Source organism: Leifsonia sp. AK011 (genome assembly GCF_013410945.1).
Lineage (GTDB): Bacteria > Actinomycetota > Actinomycetes > Actinomycetales > Microbacteriaceae > Rhodoglobus.
This window is the reverse complement of the sequence record NZ_JACCCH010000001.1, coordinates 222695-237155: the sequence shown is the minus strand read 5'-3', so window position 1 is coordinate 237155 and position 14461 is coordinate 222695. Positions and strand designations below refer to the sequence as shown.

Sequence of the window (14461 nt, the reverse complement as noted above, 5' to 3'; positions counted from 1 at the left end):
GCATGAACACGAGCCTCCTCCGCCGTCTCGCCGCGGAGTTCCTCGGTAGCGCCCTCCTCGCCGCCCTCGTGATCGGCTCCGGCATCGCGGCCCAGCGGCTCTCGCCCGGCGATGTCGGCCTCCAGTTGCTCGAGAACGCGTTCGCCACGGCTCTCGGCCTGCCCGTGCTCATCCTCGTGTTCGCGACCATCAGCGGCGCGCACTTCAATCCGGCCGTCTCGCTCGTCGACTCCGCGATGGGACTGCGGGCATGGCGCGACACCGCGTTCTACATTCCGGCACAGGTCGTCGGATGCATCGCCGGGGCGGTCCTCGCGAACCTCATGTTCGGCGGCTCGGCGATCTCACTCAGCACCACCGACCGGATGTCACCACCCACCTTCCTCGCGGAGGTCGTGGCGACCGCGGGGCTCATCCTCGTCATCTTCGCTCTCGCGAGGACCGGGCGAGCCCATGTCACACCGTGGGCCGTGGGTGCCTACATCGGCGCCGCCTACTTCTTCACGAGCTCCTCAAGCTTCGCCAACCCCGCCATCACGATCGGGCGCATGTTCAGCGACACCTTCGCGGGGATCGCGCCGTCGTCCGCCCCCGGGTACATCGCCGCGCAACTGCTGGGAGCGGCTCTCGCCTGGGGGCTTGTGCGCTGGATGTTCGCCGCCGAGCGGGAGCGGCTGGCGTAGTTCGGGGGGTGAGGTTTCGATACGGCGCTTCGCGCCTACTCAACCCACAGAATCTGCTGTTGGTTGAGTAGCCGCCTACTCAACCCACAGAATCTCCTGTTGGTTGAGTAGCCGCGGCGAAGCCCGGCGTAATCGAAACCTCACGACCCCAACCTTTACCAGCACATTAACGAGCCGTGACTGGCTCGACAACAGTCACTCGAATGCCCGGAGGGCCCTCCGCGGCGATGGAATCATGAACACCATGCGTCCGTTCCATCCCGAATCCGGGCGTCCCGGCGCAGCCGTGCGTGGCCTGGCTCTCGCATCCCTCCTCACGGCGGGACTCGCGTTCAGTGCCCCTGTGGCTGCCCACGCCGAGGACGCACCGACCACCCCGAGTGCTCCCTCCGTCGACGAGATGCCGACCGTTCCGGAGTACGCCGCACCCGGCTACTCCACGCCCGTGGGAGCGCAGACGTTCGGTGACTGCGTCGGTGACCTGTGCGACGGCTTCCAGTGGCTCGGGGCTCGCGGCGCCGACAACTCCGGGTCGTTCTGGGGCATGGATCCCGGCCACAACTGCACGAACTACGTCGCGTGGAAGCTCATCCGCGGCGGCATCGATCGCCCGCCCACCAACCCGGGCAACGCGAGCACCTGGGCGGAGCGCGCCATCGCCGACGGCTTCGCTGTCGACAACGTCCCCACCGTCGGGTCGGTCGCCCACTGGAACGGCGGCAGCTTCGGCTACAGCAGCCTCGGTCACGTCGCCTACGTCGAGCAGGTCAACGCCGACGGCACGATCGTGGTCTCCGAGGACTTCTGGTTCGGCGGCTCGCAGACCGGCGATCTCACCTTCCGCACGGTGGATGCCACGAAGGTCTCCAATTTCATCCACTACGGCGTCCCGGCAGCCGTCGCCGTCGCGCCCACGATGCGCGTCACCGACCCGATCAGCGGCCAGTGGGTGACGACGCAGACCGGTCTCACGCCGGCGGCGACCTCGCTCGCCGCACTCCAGACCGGAAGCGCGCTCGAGATTGTGCTCGTCGAGGAGGGCAAGCTCAAGGTCGCGAGCTACGACACGAACGGCTGGCGGCAGTCCGACACCGGGCTCGACGCGGACGGTGCATCCCTCGCCGTCGCCGACATGGGCAACGGCAAGCCGTACATCATGGCCGGCGCCAACGGCCAGCTCGTGATGATCGTTCGCACGAGCGTCGGCTGGCAGTACATGCCGACGGGCGAGCCCGTCGAGGGTGCGCTCGCGGCCGTCAACATCGGTGGCCTGTGGCCCACGGTCTACTCCGTGAAGGACGGGGCGCTCCAGGAGACCTGGGGCGACAACCAGGGCTGGCACACCGCCTCCACCATGATCTCCGCCGCCGGTCCCGTGACGGCGGCCGTCAACAAGCTCGGCTGGCCCGAGGTCTTCTGGGTGCAGGACGGCGTGATCCAGCGAGCCTGGGCCGACAAGCTCGGCTGGCAGTCTGAGAGCCTCGGCATCTCGACCACCGGAACCCTGACGGCCGTGCGCGTGGGTGACTCCGTGCAGGTGACGGTCGCCGACGCCGATCGCGTCTTCGTGGTCCTGCGGGATGCCGCGGGCGCCTGGACCACGGCGAACCTCGCGCTCAGCCCCGCAACCCTGACCACGGCGCTGGGCTCCGCCGAGGGCCCGAGGATCGTGCAGCTCGGCGGTTAGCCGGCCGCGTGCCCTCCCGCGGCAAGCGCAGCACTACGGCCTGGGCCGGCCTGGCGATTACGGTCCGACGACGCAGGTCGTGGCATCCGCCTTCTCGGCCCAGCCTGAGCCCGCACCGTACTGCTTGCCGAGTTCGGTGATCTCGAAGGTGCAGTCGGAGAGCGTGGCATCCGTCGTGCGGAATCCCCACTGGAGGCCCGTCCAGGCGGTGCGGGATGCCGCGTCACCCGGGCTGCCGACCGCGAGAGCGCCTGCGCCGAGCGTCGAGAAGCTCTTGTCGGTGTGGCACGGCACGGAACCCGAGTCGGCCGGCGTCGCGAGGATGAGACGACCGGCAACGTATCCGGAGCCCGCGGTGGGTTCGACGGCGATCGTCGAGCCGTCCCACTCAGTCTCGGCGTCGACGGGAATCGCGGTGATGTTGCCGCGCGTGAAGCTCCACTGCTCTGCGGCGATACGACTGTCGTCGAGCTCGCCGCCGCAGTCCTGGATGAGTCCGAGTGGCAGGTTCTGCGTGCCCTCGTAGTCCCACGGGGAGGGGAGGTGCACCTGGTACTGGAGCTCGAGGGCAGCGCCCGAGGCATCCGTCGCCGTGGCTCGGATCACGAGCACCGCGTCGTCGCCGATCGGCTCCGCCGTCACCGTCGGCTCCGGGGTGGGTGTGGGGCCCGCGTCGTAGTTCTCGGTCGGGCTCGGAGCGGTCTGAGCGGGGGCGCAGCCCGCAAGAAGCGCGAGGGGCAGCAGGGCGAGACCAGCCGTGCGCCCGAGGATCGGGTAGCTCACAAGGTGCAACAGTGAGCCACCGATATTAACGCCCGGCATCCGGCGCGTGAACGACGGCGACGACACCAATTGTTCACGTTGGCGACTGTTGTTGTACGCGTGCGCGAGGCCCTTAGTTGGGGTCGCGGTCCTTTACTCCAAAGGCCCGCACGCACGTCAACAGGAAGTCACAGAGCCATGTCGGCTGGACCCCGCATCGTCTTCGTGCGCTTCCTCACCCCGGACAGCGCCAAGCTCATGCCCTGGGCGACCCATTCCAGTCGCGTCATCTCGGCGGCGGGGGTTCCCGTGCCCGTCGAGCGGCCCACCGGCAACGTCGTCTGGCAGCTGGTGTCGGCCAACAACCGTGAGCTCGCGCGGGCGGCCGACATCCTGGACAGCTTCGAAGGATCACGTGAGAACGCACAGACGGCGGTCGACCTCGCCGACAGCATCGAGATCGCCATGGTGAGCGAGGGCGGCCGAGGCGTCTACGGCTGGTTCGGCTCCATCGACGGCAGGCCCGTCATCACCTGCGCGCGCTGGTACAACAACGACCGCGACCGCCGCCACTCGATCAAGCTCGCGATCACCGCGCTTGCCGGTGCCCGCCTGCACGACGGTGCCCGCCTCACCGACCCAGCACTGATGGGTGGTGAGCGCAGCCGTGTCGACTAGTACTGAGCTGGAGCGTCCGGTCGAGGACGCGGATGCCACGCCCGAGGCAGGCCTCGCCCCGGAGATCACACCGCGCAAGCTCGTGAGCAAGGACGACCGTTCCGACCTCATCTTCGGGCTGGTCTCGCGGGGCGCGGGAACGATCGTGCTCACGATCATGTCCCTCGTCGGGCTCTTCCTCCTCTACCAGGGCTACCAGGCGCTGCAATCCGCCGGCATCGGATTCCTCACCGTGCAGGCGTGGGACCCGAACTCCGGCAACTTCGGCATCGCCGCGGTGCTTGCCGGCACCTTCTTCATCGCCATCACGGCGATCACCGTCGCCCTACCCCTCGCACTCGGAACCGCGCTCTACATCAGCGAATACGCGCCCCTGCGGATTCGCTCGGCCCTCGTCTCGATCGTCGACCTCATGGCCGCGGTGCCCAGCATCGTCTACGGCCTGTGGGGCCTCTTCTTCCTCACGCCGCTGATCCTGCCGGTCTCCGAATGGATCTCGACCTACTTCGGGTGGATCCCGATCTTCTCCGTCGAGGGCTTCGACCCCGCGGACCCGCTCGCGAGCCCGACAGTGTTCGCGGCATCCACGTTCATCGCCGGTATCGTCGTCGCCCTCATGGTCGCGCCCATCGCGAGCTCGATCATGCGCGAGGTCTTCATGCAGGCGCCCATCGGTGAGCGCGAGGGGGCGCTGGCGCTCGGCGCGACGAAGTGGGGAATGATCGGCAGCGTCGTTCTGCCCTTCGGACGCGGCGGCATCATCGGCGGAACCATGCTCGGCCTCGGTCGTGCGCTGGGCGAGACGATCGCCGTCTACCTCATCATCTCGCCGGTCTTCGTGATCCAGCCCCGCATCCTCGAGAAGGGGTCGAACTCGATCTCGGCGCTCATCGCGCTGCGGTACAGCGAGGCATCCGACTTCGAGATCTCCGCCCTCATGGCCGCGGGCCTCGTGCTGTTCCTCGTCACGCTCGTCGTCAACTTCGGCGCCTCCTCCATCATCGCCCGCAGTCGTTCCGGAAGCTCGAGTGACGCATGACCTCCGTACTCACCACCAAACCAGAGCTCACGGGCCCGGAGCTTCGACGCAACACGTCGACGATCCGTTCCATTGATGTGATCAGGATGCTCGGGGCCGCCGCCGCGTCCCTGGGTCTCACCGCGTGGCTCTACACCTTCGTGCTCCCGCTGCAGGGCGAGCTCGGGTTCTTCCTCATCGCGTACGGCAGCTTCCTGGTGTTCTTCACGCTGCTCACCGCGTTCGACGAGAACCGCCCGACCGTGCGTGATCGCTTCGTCGCCGTGATCATGCACTCGCTCGCGTTCCTGCTGCTGCTCGCCCTCTTCTCCGTCGTGATCTACACGTTCCAGCGGGGCATCGAGGCGCTCAGTCACCTGAACTTCTTCACCCAGGACATGGCGAACGCCGGACCCCTGGACCCGCTGACCGACGGTGGAATCATCCACGCCGTCGCGGGCACGCTCATCATGATCACGATCGCCCTCGCGATCAGCATCCCGCTCGGGCTTGCCACGGCGGTCTTCATGAGCGAGTTCCCCGGGCGCTTCTCGCGATTCGTGCGCACCGTCGTGGAGGCGATGACCGCGCTGCCCTCGATCGTCGCCGGTCTCTTCATCTACGCGACGGTCATCGTCGGGCTCGGCTTCAACCGGTCGGGCTTCGCCGCGTCACTCGCGATCACCGTGATGATGCTGCCCATCATCATCCGCTCGGCCGACGTCGTGCTGAGGCTCGTGCCCGGCACCCTCAAGGAAGCGGCTCGCGCGCTCGGCTCCTCGAACTGGCGCACGGTGTGGACTGTCACACTCCCCACGGCACGGTCGGGACTCACGACCGCGATCATCCTGGGCACCGCGCGCGGCATCGGCGAGACGTCGCCCGTGCTCCTCACGGCGGGCTCGACGACGTTCCTCAACCTCAACCCGTTCAGCGGGCCGATGACCTCGCTGCCGCTCACGACCTTCACGTTCGTGAAGTCGCCGGAGCTGTCGATGATCGCCCGAGGGTTCGGCACCGCCGCCGTGCTGATGATCCTCGTGCTCATCCTCTTCGCGCTCGCCCGAGCGATCGGCGGCCGCGGCCCCGGCCAGTTCTCGGCCCGCCAGCGGCGGGCGAAGACCCGCCAGTCCCGCGACGACGAGTACCGCTTCAAGGCGCGCGAACTCGGGATCGAGATGCCGAGCATGCTCCCGTGGAAGCGGCGACTGGCCAGACCGGCCGCACCCCAGAACGAGCCCACCCCACAGTCACCAGAGAAGGACCACGAGTGAGAACCACAGGCCGTAGTCGCCGACTGATCGCCGCCCTGGCGCTCGTCGTCGTCGTCGTGCCCGCGCTCGTGGGTGCATCCGGTGCATCCGGCGCCCCCGCGGTCGGCACCACCCACTACCCCGTCTCCGGCTCCGGTTCCACGTGGTCGGCGAACGCCCTCCAGCAGTGGATCCGCAACGTGTCCGCGAACTACCAGTGGACGGTCAACTTCGACGCGGGCGGCTCCTCAGCCGGGCGTCAGCAGTTCTCGCAGGGAACAGTCGACTTCGCCGTCTCGGAGATCCCGTACCAGCTGGCGAACAGCGACAGTCCCGACCCGCGCCCGAACCGCCAGTTCGTCTACATCCCGATCGTCGCCGGTGGCACCGCGTTCATGTACAACCTCGTGATCGGCGGTCAGCGCGTCACCAACCTGAGGCTCTCCGGCGATGTCGTGGCGAAGATCTTCACGGGTGTGATCACCAAGTGGAACGACCCGGCGATCCTCGCCGACAACCCCAAGCTCGCGCTTCCGGCCGTGCAGATCGTGCCCGTCGTGCGCTCGGACGGATCCGGAACGACAGCGCAGCTCACCTCATGGATGCGGTCGGAGCACGGCGGCATCTGGCAGGACTACTGCTCGCGCGCCGGCCGCGCGAACTGCGGCATCACCTCGAACTACCCCGTGATCGCGGGCTCGGCCTTCGTGGCCCAGAGCGGCTCCGACGGTGTGGCCGGATTCGTCAAGCAGGACCAGTCGGTCGGCTCGATCACCTACGTCGAGGAGTCGTACGCGCTCAACGCGCGCCTGCCCGTGGCGAAGGTGCTGAACGCCGCCGGCTACTACACAGAGCCGTCGGCATCCAACGTGGCCGTGTCCCTGTTGTCCGCCGTGATCAACTCCGACCCGACGTCGCCCGACTACCTCACGTCCAACCTGGGCGGTGTCTACACGAGTGGCGACCCGCGAACCTACCCGCTGTCGTCCTACTCGTACATGATCGCGCCCACGGCGCTCGAGTCGAACTTCACCGAGAACAAGGGCCTCACCCTCGCGGACTTCACGGCGTACTTCCTCTGTGAGGGCCAGCAGCAGGCGGAGGTGCTCGGCTATTCGCCGCTCCCGGTGAACCTGGCATCCGCAGGCCTCGACCAGGTCAAGAAGATCCCCGGCGGTGACCCGTACGTCAAGGACATCGGCGGATGCAACAACCCCACGTTCTCGCCGGATGGCACGAACAAGCTCGCCAACGAGGCCCCCATGCCGCCAGAGTGCGACAAGAAGGGCGCCGACCAGTGCCTGACCGGCACCGGTGGCGCGGTCGAGGAAACGCCCGACACGAGCGCGACCCGCGCCGACGCGGCCAACACCTCGACGGCCGGCTCCACAACGGCGGGAACCACGGGTGGCTCGGCTGAGTCGGCCAGCGGCGCCGTCGTCGCCGGGTCCGTCGGCGGCGCGACCGCGGGGTCCCTCATCGTGACCGGATCCCCGACGGAGCTGCCAGCCCTCGGCCTTTCCGGAGTGACCATGGCGTTCATGGCGCTGGGAGCCGTGGGCATCCTCGTCGTCACCCTGCTTCCCCCGATCTTCGCCCGGCAGCGGGAGCTCGCGGTCGCGGGCAAGCGGTCGCCGCGCACGCCCGGCAACGGTCGCATCCCGAAGGTTCACCTGCCGTCCTTCGGTAGGAAACCATCCGGTGAGCCCGCGTCAGATGAGGAGGCCTAGCGTGAGCGCCGTGTCAGCCCGAGGTGTAGCCGCGATGTCCCTCGTCGCATTCCTCGTGGGAGCCATCGCGGTCTTCCCCGGCGCAGCACTCCCTGCCCAGGCGGCGACCGCGGCGGTCACGACCGACTCGGCCCTCACGGTCGCGTGGAACGGTGACACCAGCTCCGCGCGGGAGTTCCAGCCGGAGCGCCTGCCCTCGAGCGCGCACTTCAACGACTTCAAGAACCTATCCGTCACGGTCTCGCAGACCACGGGCATCATCGACCAGGCCGTGCGTGTGAGCGTCAGTGGATTCGCCGGGACCCGTTCGTTCAGCAACGACGGCACCATGGTCACGAACGCCCAGAACTTCGTGCAGGCGATGCAGTGCTGGGGTGACCCGGCCTCGGAGGACTTCCGCGAGACCTGCCAATGGGGCGGCCGCGGTCTCGCCGGGTTCGGTTCGATCGTCGTACCCGACAACACGTTCCGCGTCGGACCGGACGCCTGGCAGCCCGACGCGACCAATGTCACCGACGTGCCGTTCAAGCCCCGCGGCGGGGAGCCCGTGACCGGCCGCATCGTGCGGGTGGACGGCAAGGACACCTACCCCCTCCTCGAGGAGATCGGAGCCGCGACCACCAACGAGGTCACCGCGGCTCGCGTCGGAAACGACGGAACCGGGTACTTCGACTTCGAGGCTCAGACCTCCATCCAGGCACCCCAGCTCGGATGCGGCAGCGACGGCAACAACCGTTGCTGGCTGGTCATCGTCCCCCGTGGTACCCACTTCGGAGGCGGAACCTCGTGCAGCAGCTTCCGCGACCCCGGCAACAACTACGCCCCGTACACGAAGGGTCGCGCCGGGTCCGTTCAGGGCGGTAGCCCGATCAGCGACCAGTGCGACTACTGGGACAACCGCGTCGTCGTGCCGCTCGACTTCCAGCCCACGAGCGCGAGCTGCCCGACCGGCAGCAAGGAGAAGGGTGTCATCGGCTCCCAGCTCATGATCAGCGCGATGATCTCGTGGCAGCCGGCACTGTGCCAGTCGACGTCGGTCACCTACAGCTTCGCCACGAACCCGGATTCGGTCGCCCGCGCCCAAGTCATCGCCGAGGGCGCCGGACCGAAGATCGCCTACACGGGCTACCCGGTCAGTCCCGGTGAGTTGCTCAACGAGGACGAGCGCAACCAGCTCGCGAAGACGACGCTCATCTATGCCCCGGTAGGAGTCTCGAGCGTGGTCGTCGGCTTCTTCGCCGAGGGCGCGAACGGTCGGGTCGAGAAGCTGAACCTGTCGCCCCGTCTGGTGGCGAAGCTGCTCACCCAGTCGTACAAGTTCACCGTGCCATCCAACTCGTCCGACGTGCGCCGCCCGTTCGCGCACCTCGGTGAGGTCAACCGTTCGTACAACTATCTCAACCAGGACCCCGAGTTCCGGGAGCTCAACCCCGACAACTACTCCCAGTTCACGAACAACCCGGCGATCGTGCTGCCCGGTCCCTCGGGCGCCGATGCGATCAAGCAGGTGTGGCGCTGGATCGTCGCCGACGCCGACGCGAAGGCGTTCCTCGCCGGCGAGCCCGACGACTGGGGCATGACGGTGAACCCGTACTACCTGCCCAAGGGCAACCCCGGGGCATCCATCCCGTGGTACCTCGACGCGAACGGCGCAGACCTCGGTGACAACCCGGTGACGCGTGAGGTGGGCCTGACCAACCTCGATGGATCGCCACGCAGCCTCTCCGACGTCGTGCTCGACTCGTTCCCCAAGAATGACGAGAGTCTCGTGCCGCTGCACCTCGGACTCGAGAAGTCGCGGTTCGGCAGCATCCAGTTCGCGCCCTACTCCGAGAATCTGCTGTCGGGTGCGCGCCAGTCGTTCCGCGGTACGCCCAACTCGAAGACGGTCTGGGATGCCACCAAGCTCAACTCCGCCGGAGAGACCGGCGACTGGGTGAGCTCCGGTACCCAGCTCCCCGGTGACAAGTTCATGATCACGATCACGGACAGCCCGTCGGCGCACCGGTACAGCCTGAGCATGGCCTCGCTCAAAATTCCGAACAGCGACGAGATCGTGGCACCGGAGAACGACGGGATGACGGCGGCGCTCGCCGCGCTCGCCCCCACGACCCTCGACACGGTCAAGCAGGTCGACCCCGGCAAGGTCTCGAGCGGCGGCTATCCCATGACGATCGTCACGTACGCCGCCGTGAACGTCTCGGGCAGCGACAGCGAGAGCCGCGAGAAGTACGCAGCGATGATCACGGAGGTGACGACGAAGGGACAGGTCACCGGTACGAGCATCGGGCAGCTGCCCAACGGCTACCTCCCGCTCACCCCCGCGCTCGTCTCCGAGGCACAGGCCGCGGTCACCGCGATTCGCGCCTTCGGCGCGCCCGTGGCCCCCGCCTCCGGTGGCACCTCCGTGAAGCAGTCGTCCACGACGAAGTCGTCGACGACGAGTTCCTCGACAACGCCGACGACCAAGGACGACCAGGTCGCGGCAGCCCCAGAGTTCCAGGATTCCGACAACCGGACGGCCGCGACATCCGCCATCGCCAGTGGCGCGCTCGTGATCGCCCTCGTGATCGGATTCCTCGGATTCCTCATCGGCCCCTTCCTGTTCAGGGGGCTGCCGTAGGAGCACAGAAACCTGCTTTCGGGTATCAGCCTCAGCCCGAAAGAAGAGCCCCCCATCGAACCGCTAAGCCAATGGGGGGCAAGGCCGCGAACGGCGGTCATACACGGGGCACGATACCCACAACACCTTGGAGAATGATGCACAAGAAGAGCACGCTGCGCGTGAGCGCAGTCGCAGCCCTCGCAGTAGCGGCGATGGCGTTCGGCGCAGCTGCGCCGGCCATGGCCGACCCCACCGACTACAAGCCCCTGGTCGGTGTCGGATCTGACACCACCGAAGGCCTCGTCGGCGGCCTCGCCACCGTCGTTCCGACCATCGGCTCGTACGACGCAGTCGGCAGCGCGACCATCAAGGTCCGCGCCGATGGCCCCACCTTCAACCGCCCCAACGGCTCCGGCAACGGACAGAAGGCGCTGACGGCATCCATCAACCCCAACGGCACCGACAAGTGGCCGGCAGGCTCGGGTGTCGACATCACCGGCCAGGTCGACTTCGCGCGCTCGTCGAGCGGCCCCTCGGGCTCGCTCCCGGGCTCGCAGCTCACGTTCATCCCGTTCGCCCGTGACGCCGTCACGTACGCCGTCAGCGCCGCGAGCGACTTCCCGCGCGACATCGCCAAGGGCGACGCCTCGCAGGACTCGATCAGCCCCGCACCGTTCACGCTGCGCAACATCTACCGCGGTACGGTCACGACCTACACCGACGCCAACTTCCAGAGCGTCACGATCCGCCCCCTGCTCCCGCAGACCGGTTCGGGCACGCGTTCCTTCTGGATCGGCCAGCTCGGCCTCACCGAGGCGAACATCACCGCGGGTGGCGTGGCCACGGACCTTGGCAACACGGTCCAGGAGCACAACGGAACGTTCGTGACCGGCAAGGGTGACATCGTCCCCTTCTCCGTTGCCCAGTACATCGCGCAGGGTAACCACGGCTCGCTCCCGACCACGGTCGCCGAGCGTCGCGGCAACATCGAGCTCGGCCGCATCGGCACCATCAAGCCGTACGTGCCCGTCGACGGTGGCGGCATCGAGCTGAACTCGGCGTTCCCCATCACGCGTCTCGTCTACAACGTCGTCTCGACCGCGCGCCTCACGGGCTCCAGCGCAGCCGACGTGCAGCTCCAGCAGACCTTCGTGGGCACCGGCTCCAGCGTGTGCCAGGCAGGTGCGACCATCCGCCAGTACGGCTTCGGCACGATCGGCGACCTGTGCGGCAACACCACCACGTACAAGCAGGGCTACTCCTTCTAACCACCGCTCCAGACCACTAAGGAATCACTGGAATGAAAACCATTAAGAGCTTCGCTGCGCTGGCCATCGCCGGCGCCGTGATGGCCGGTGGCTTGGCGGTGGCGCAGTCCGCGTCCGCAGCTGAGATCCCCGGAACCATCACTCTGACACCCACCTCGGGTAACGTCTCGGACTCCAACTTCCTCACGGGTATCGCCGTGAGCGTGGGAGCTCCCGAGGGTTACCGCGCACTGAGCGGCACCTTCGTCTACCAGGGCGGCACCGAGATCGGCGCTATCGCGCAGGCTCGCCGCCCGAGCATGGCCGTCACGGCCGGGGCGAACGGGTTCGATGGCCAGCCCATCAACCTGAACCGCTCGATCATCCCGACGAACACCTACGTCAGCAACAAGCAGCTGAACGCCCTGAGCGGACTGCAGAGCGGTGCCTTCGAGCTCCGTTACTACTTCTTCGCTTCGGATGCCCAGCCCAACCGCGCGACGGACCCGTACGTGAGCCTCGACATGACCTATGACGCCACGAGTGGCGCATGGTCGGTCGTCACGGCTCCCGAGCCGGTCACCGTTGAGCGCATCGCCGGAGCAAACCGCTTCGACACTGCTGTCGGTGTCTCCCAGGCCTTCCAGCCCGGCGTCGAGCGCGTCTACGTCGCAACCGGTGATGGATACGCGGATGCCCTCAGCGCCTCCGCCGCAGCGGCCCACTTCGGTGTGCCGGTGCTCCTCACCCGCGCGTCGGAGGTCCCCGCGAGCGTCATTGCCGAGATCAACCGCCTTCGCCCCGCGAAGATCGTGATCGTCGGATCCACGGCATCCGTCGATGCGGGTGTCGAGACCACGCTGAAGAACCTGTCGTTCACGCACACGGTCTCGCGCCTCGGCGGTGTCAACCGCTACGACACGTCGCGCAAGATCGCCGCTGACGCGTTCGGCGCGGGCAACACCGACTCTGCGTACATCGTGACGGGCCTGAACTTCCCGGACGCTCTGGCGGCTTCGCCTGCTGCGGCCCAGTTCGATGGCCCCGTCGTGCTCGTGCGCGGAACCGACGCGTCGCTCGACACGGCCACCATGTCCGCGCTCAACACGCTCGGTGTTGAGAAGGTCAAGCTCGCGGGTACGTCCGCGGCGGTGAGCGCCGGAATCGAGGCGCAGCTCGACGCGCTCTACGACGTCAAGCGCAACGCCGGTGTCAACCGCTTCGAGACGAGTGTCGTCATCAACAACGACGCCTTCACCGAGGCCGACACCGCGTACCTCGCGACCGGAATCAACTTCCCGGATGCGCTCGCCGGTGGCGCGCGTGCCGGCGTTGAGGACGCCCCGCTGTTCACCGTGCGCACGAACTGCGTTCCCGCCTCGGTCCTCGCATCCATCGAGGACCTCGGCGTGACGAAGATCGTGCTGCTCGGTGGCGTGCCGTCGCTCGACGCCAACGTGGCGGCTCTCACGCCCTGCGCCTAGCAGTACCAAAACCCCTGCGGGGCCGCTCCACTCGGAGTGGCCCCGCAGCGGGACCCACCCCCTAACCCGATGAGTTCTCGATGGTCCTGACACACCCCGCTCGCGTGATCGCCGCAGCCTGCCTCGCCTCAGTGCTCGCGATCGTTCCGCTCGCGGTCGCTCCCCTCGGCGCGCTCGGCTTGAGCGCGACCGAGCCGACTGTGTCGATCGCACCCGCCCCCGTGGGCGACGAGGCGCGCACCTCGATCGAGGCCTCCGCAGACCCCGGCGCGACCGCGCAGGACACCATCCTCGTGACCAACCTCAGCGACGAGCGCACGAGTGTGCAGCTCCGAGCGGTGGATGCAGCGAACACCGAGGACGGCACGCTCCTGCTCGCGCCGACCGACCAGAAGCCCGTGGCCGCTGGCCGCTGGCTCGCTGTGGACTACCAGGTGCTCACCCTCGAGGCTCGAGCCTCCGCGTGGGTGACCGTGACCATCTCCGTTCCCGGCGATGCCGACCCCGGCGACTATGTCGCGGGCCTCGCCCTGATCGAGTCCGGTGCAGACTCGGCGGTGCCCGACATCGCCGCCCAGACCGGCGTGCCCCTCTTCATCAGCGTCTCCGGCATCCGCGAACCCGGCATCACCGTCAGCGGAACTCGCAGCCGGTACTCCGCGTCGCTGAACCCCTTCGCGCCCGGGTCACTGGCCGTCGAGTACGCGGTCGCGAACTCCGGCAACACGAGAGTCGACCTGTACCAGACCATCTCCATCACCGGACCCTTCGGCATCCAGCTCGCGACCCTCACACCGGAGCCCGTCTCCGACCTCATGCCGGATGAGGCTGTGCGCATGCGAGCGGAGGTTCCGGGCATCCTGCCGCTTCTCCTCGCGTGGGCCGACGTCTCGATCGTGTCGGTGAAGCCCGGTGACCCCAACCCCGTCGCTGAGGCGGCTGCCGCCACGGGACCGGTCGCGCCCGTCGCACCGACGGCACCCGCGACGAGCGCGCCGACCGACGCCCCCACCGCGGCACCGGATGCCACGCCCACCGCAGCACAGGGCCCGGGTAGCACCGGCCCCATCGTGCCCGAGACCTCCGCCAACTACTCGATCGTCTACCCGGAAGCCACGGGCCAGACCATGACCCCGGCCATTTCGTGGTCCCTCTGGATGCTCGTGCTCATCGTCGTCGGTGCCGTGGCAGTGGCGGCCCGCTACGTGTCCGGCAGTCGTGCACGCAGCTACCAGTTCATCGACGACTTCGCGGCAGGTCGCGCGAGCCAGCAGGCCCCGCCGCAGTCGGGCGGTGCGGCATGAGACTGCGGAT

Annotated in this window: 11 protein-coding genes; 10 read left to right on the top strand and 1 reads right to left on the bottom strand. The window is 67.9% G+C overall.

The window, feature by feature from the left end:
- The first annotated feature begins 2 nt into the window (after positions 1-2).
- Together HDC94_RS01140 and HDC94_RS01135 are read left to right on the top strand one after the other, a co-directional pair.
- Positions 3-683, top strand: coding sequence for an MIP/aquaporin family protein (locus HDC94_RS01140; RefSeq protein WP_179494106.1), 681 nt, complete (start codon positions 3-5; stop codon positions 681-683).
- Between the two features lie 235 nt (positions 684-918).
- Positions 919-2370 (top strand): CHAP domain-containing protein, encoded by a 1452-nt coding sequence (locus tag HDC94_RS01135; protein ID WP_179494104.1) that lies wholly within the window; start codon positions 919-921, stop codon positions 2368-2370.
- Positions 2371-2427: 57 nt separating this feature from the next.
- On the opposite strand, the gene HDC94_RS01130 is transcribed toward HDC94_RS01135, so the two are convergent.
- Positions 2428-3192, bottom strand: coding sequence for a hypothetical protein (locus HDC94_RS01130; RefSeq protein ID WP_179494102.1), 765 nt, complete (start codon positions 3190-3192; stop codon positions 2428-2430).
- A gap of 138 nt (positions 3193-3330) precedes the next feature.
- Between HDC94_RS01130 and HDC94_RS01125 the strand changes: the two genes are divergently transcribed.
- From HDC94_RS01125 to HDC94_RS01090, 8 genes are all read left to right on the top strand, one after another.
- Positions 3331-3810, top strand: a complete 480-nt coding sequence (locus tag HDC94_RS01125) for a hypothetical protein (RefSeq protein ID WP_179494100.1) — start codon at positions 3331-3333, stop codon at positions 3808-3810.
- Entirely contained in the window at positions 3800-4849 is a 1050-nt protein-coding gene (pstC, locus tag HDC94_RS01120; RefSeq protein WP_308495594.1) for a phosphate ABC transporter permease subunit PstC, read from the top strand. Before HDC94_RS01125 ends, pstC begins: the two co-directional genes overlap by 11 nt.
- Positions 4846-6102 (top strand): phosphate ABC transporter permease PstA, encoded by a 1257-nt coding sequence (pstA, locus tag HDC94_RS01115; RefSeq protein WP_179494098.1) that lies wholly within the window; start codon positions 4846-4848, stop codon positions 6100-6102. Before pstC ends, pstA begins: the two co-directional genes overlap by 4 nt.
- Complete coding sequence (gene pstS / locus HDC94_RS01110; RefSeq protein WP_308495593.1) at positions 6099-7811, top strand: phosphate ABC transporter substrate-binding protein PstS; 1713 nt, start codon at positions 6099-6101, stop codon at positions 7809-7811. Before pstA ends, pstS begins: the two co-directional genes overlap by 4 nt.
- 10 nt (positions 7812-7821) lie before the next feature.
- Positions 7822-10434, top strand: coding sequence for a hypothetical protein (locus HDC94_RS01105; protein ID WP_179494096.1), 2613 nt, complete (start codon positions 7822-7824; stop codon positions 10432-10434).
- A 134-nt stretch (positions 10435-10568) separates the two neighbouring features.
- Positions 10569-11684 (top strand): substrate-binding domain-containing protein, encoded by a 1116-nt coding sequence (locus tag HDC94_RS01100; protein ID WP_179494094.1) that lies wholly within the window; start codon positions 10569-10571, stop codon positions 11682-11684.
- Positions 11685-11716: 32 nt separating this feature from the next.
- Positions 11717-13147: a cell wall-binding repeat-containing protein gene (locus HDC94_RS01095; RefSeq protein WP_179494092.1), complete on the top strand. Its 1431-nt coding sequence runs from the start codon at positions 11717-11719 to the stop codon at positions 13145-13147.
- 80 nt (positions 13148-13227) lie between these two features.
- Positions 13228-14451: a hypothetical protein gene (locus tag HDC94_RS01090; RefSeq protein WP_179494090.1), complete on the top strand. Its 1224-nt coding sequence runs from the start codon at positions 13228-13230 to the stop codon at positions 14449-14451.
- Positions 14452-14461: the final 10 nt, after the last annotated feature.

Bases quoted from the DNA above. Each gene is read 5' to 3' on its own strand.
- HDC94_RS01140 (WP_179494106.1), top strand. From the start codon at position 3: ATGAACACGAGCCTCCTCCGCCGTCTCGCCGCGGAGTTCCTCGGTAGC.
- HDC94_RS01135 (WP_179494104.1), top strand. From the start codon at position 919: ATGAACACCATGCGTCCGTTCCATCCCGAATCCGGGCGTCCCGGCGCA.
- HDC94_RS01130 (WP_179494102.1), bottom strand. From the start codon at position 3,192: ATGCCGGGCGTTAATATCGGTGGCTCACTGTTGCACCTTGTGAGCTAC.
- HDC94_RS01125 (WP_179494100.1), top strand. From the start codon at position 3,331: ATGTCGGCTGGACCCCGCATCGTCTTCGTGCGCTTCCTCACCCCGGAC.
- pstA (WP_179494098.1), top strand. From the start codon at position 4,846: ATGACCTCCGTACTCACCACCAAACCAGAGCTCACGGGCCCGGAGCTT.
- HDC94_RS01100 (WP_179494094.1), top strand. From the start codon at position 10,569: ATGATGCACAAGAAGAGCACGCTGCGCGTGAGCGCAGTCGCAGCCCTC.
- HDC94_RS01095 (WP_179494092.1), top strand. From the start codon at position 11,717: ATGAAAACCATTAAGAGCTTCGCTGCGCTGGCCATCGCCGGCGCCGTG.
- HDC94_RS01090 (WP_179494090.1), top strand. From the start codon at position 13,228: ATGGTCCTGACACACCCCGCTCGCGTGATCGCCGCAGCCTGCCTCGCC.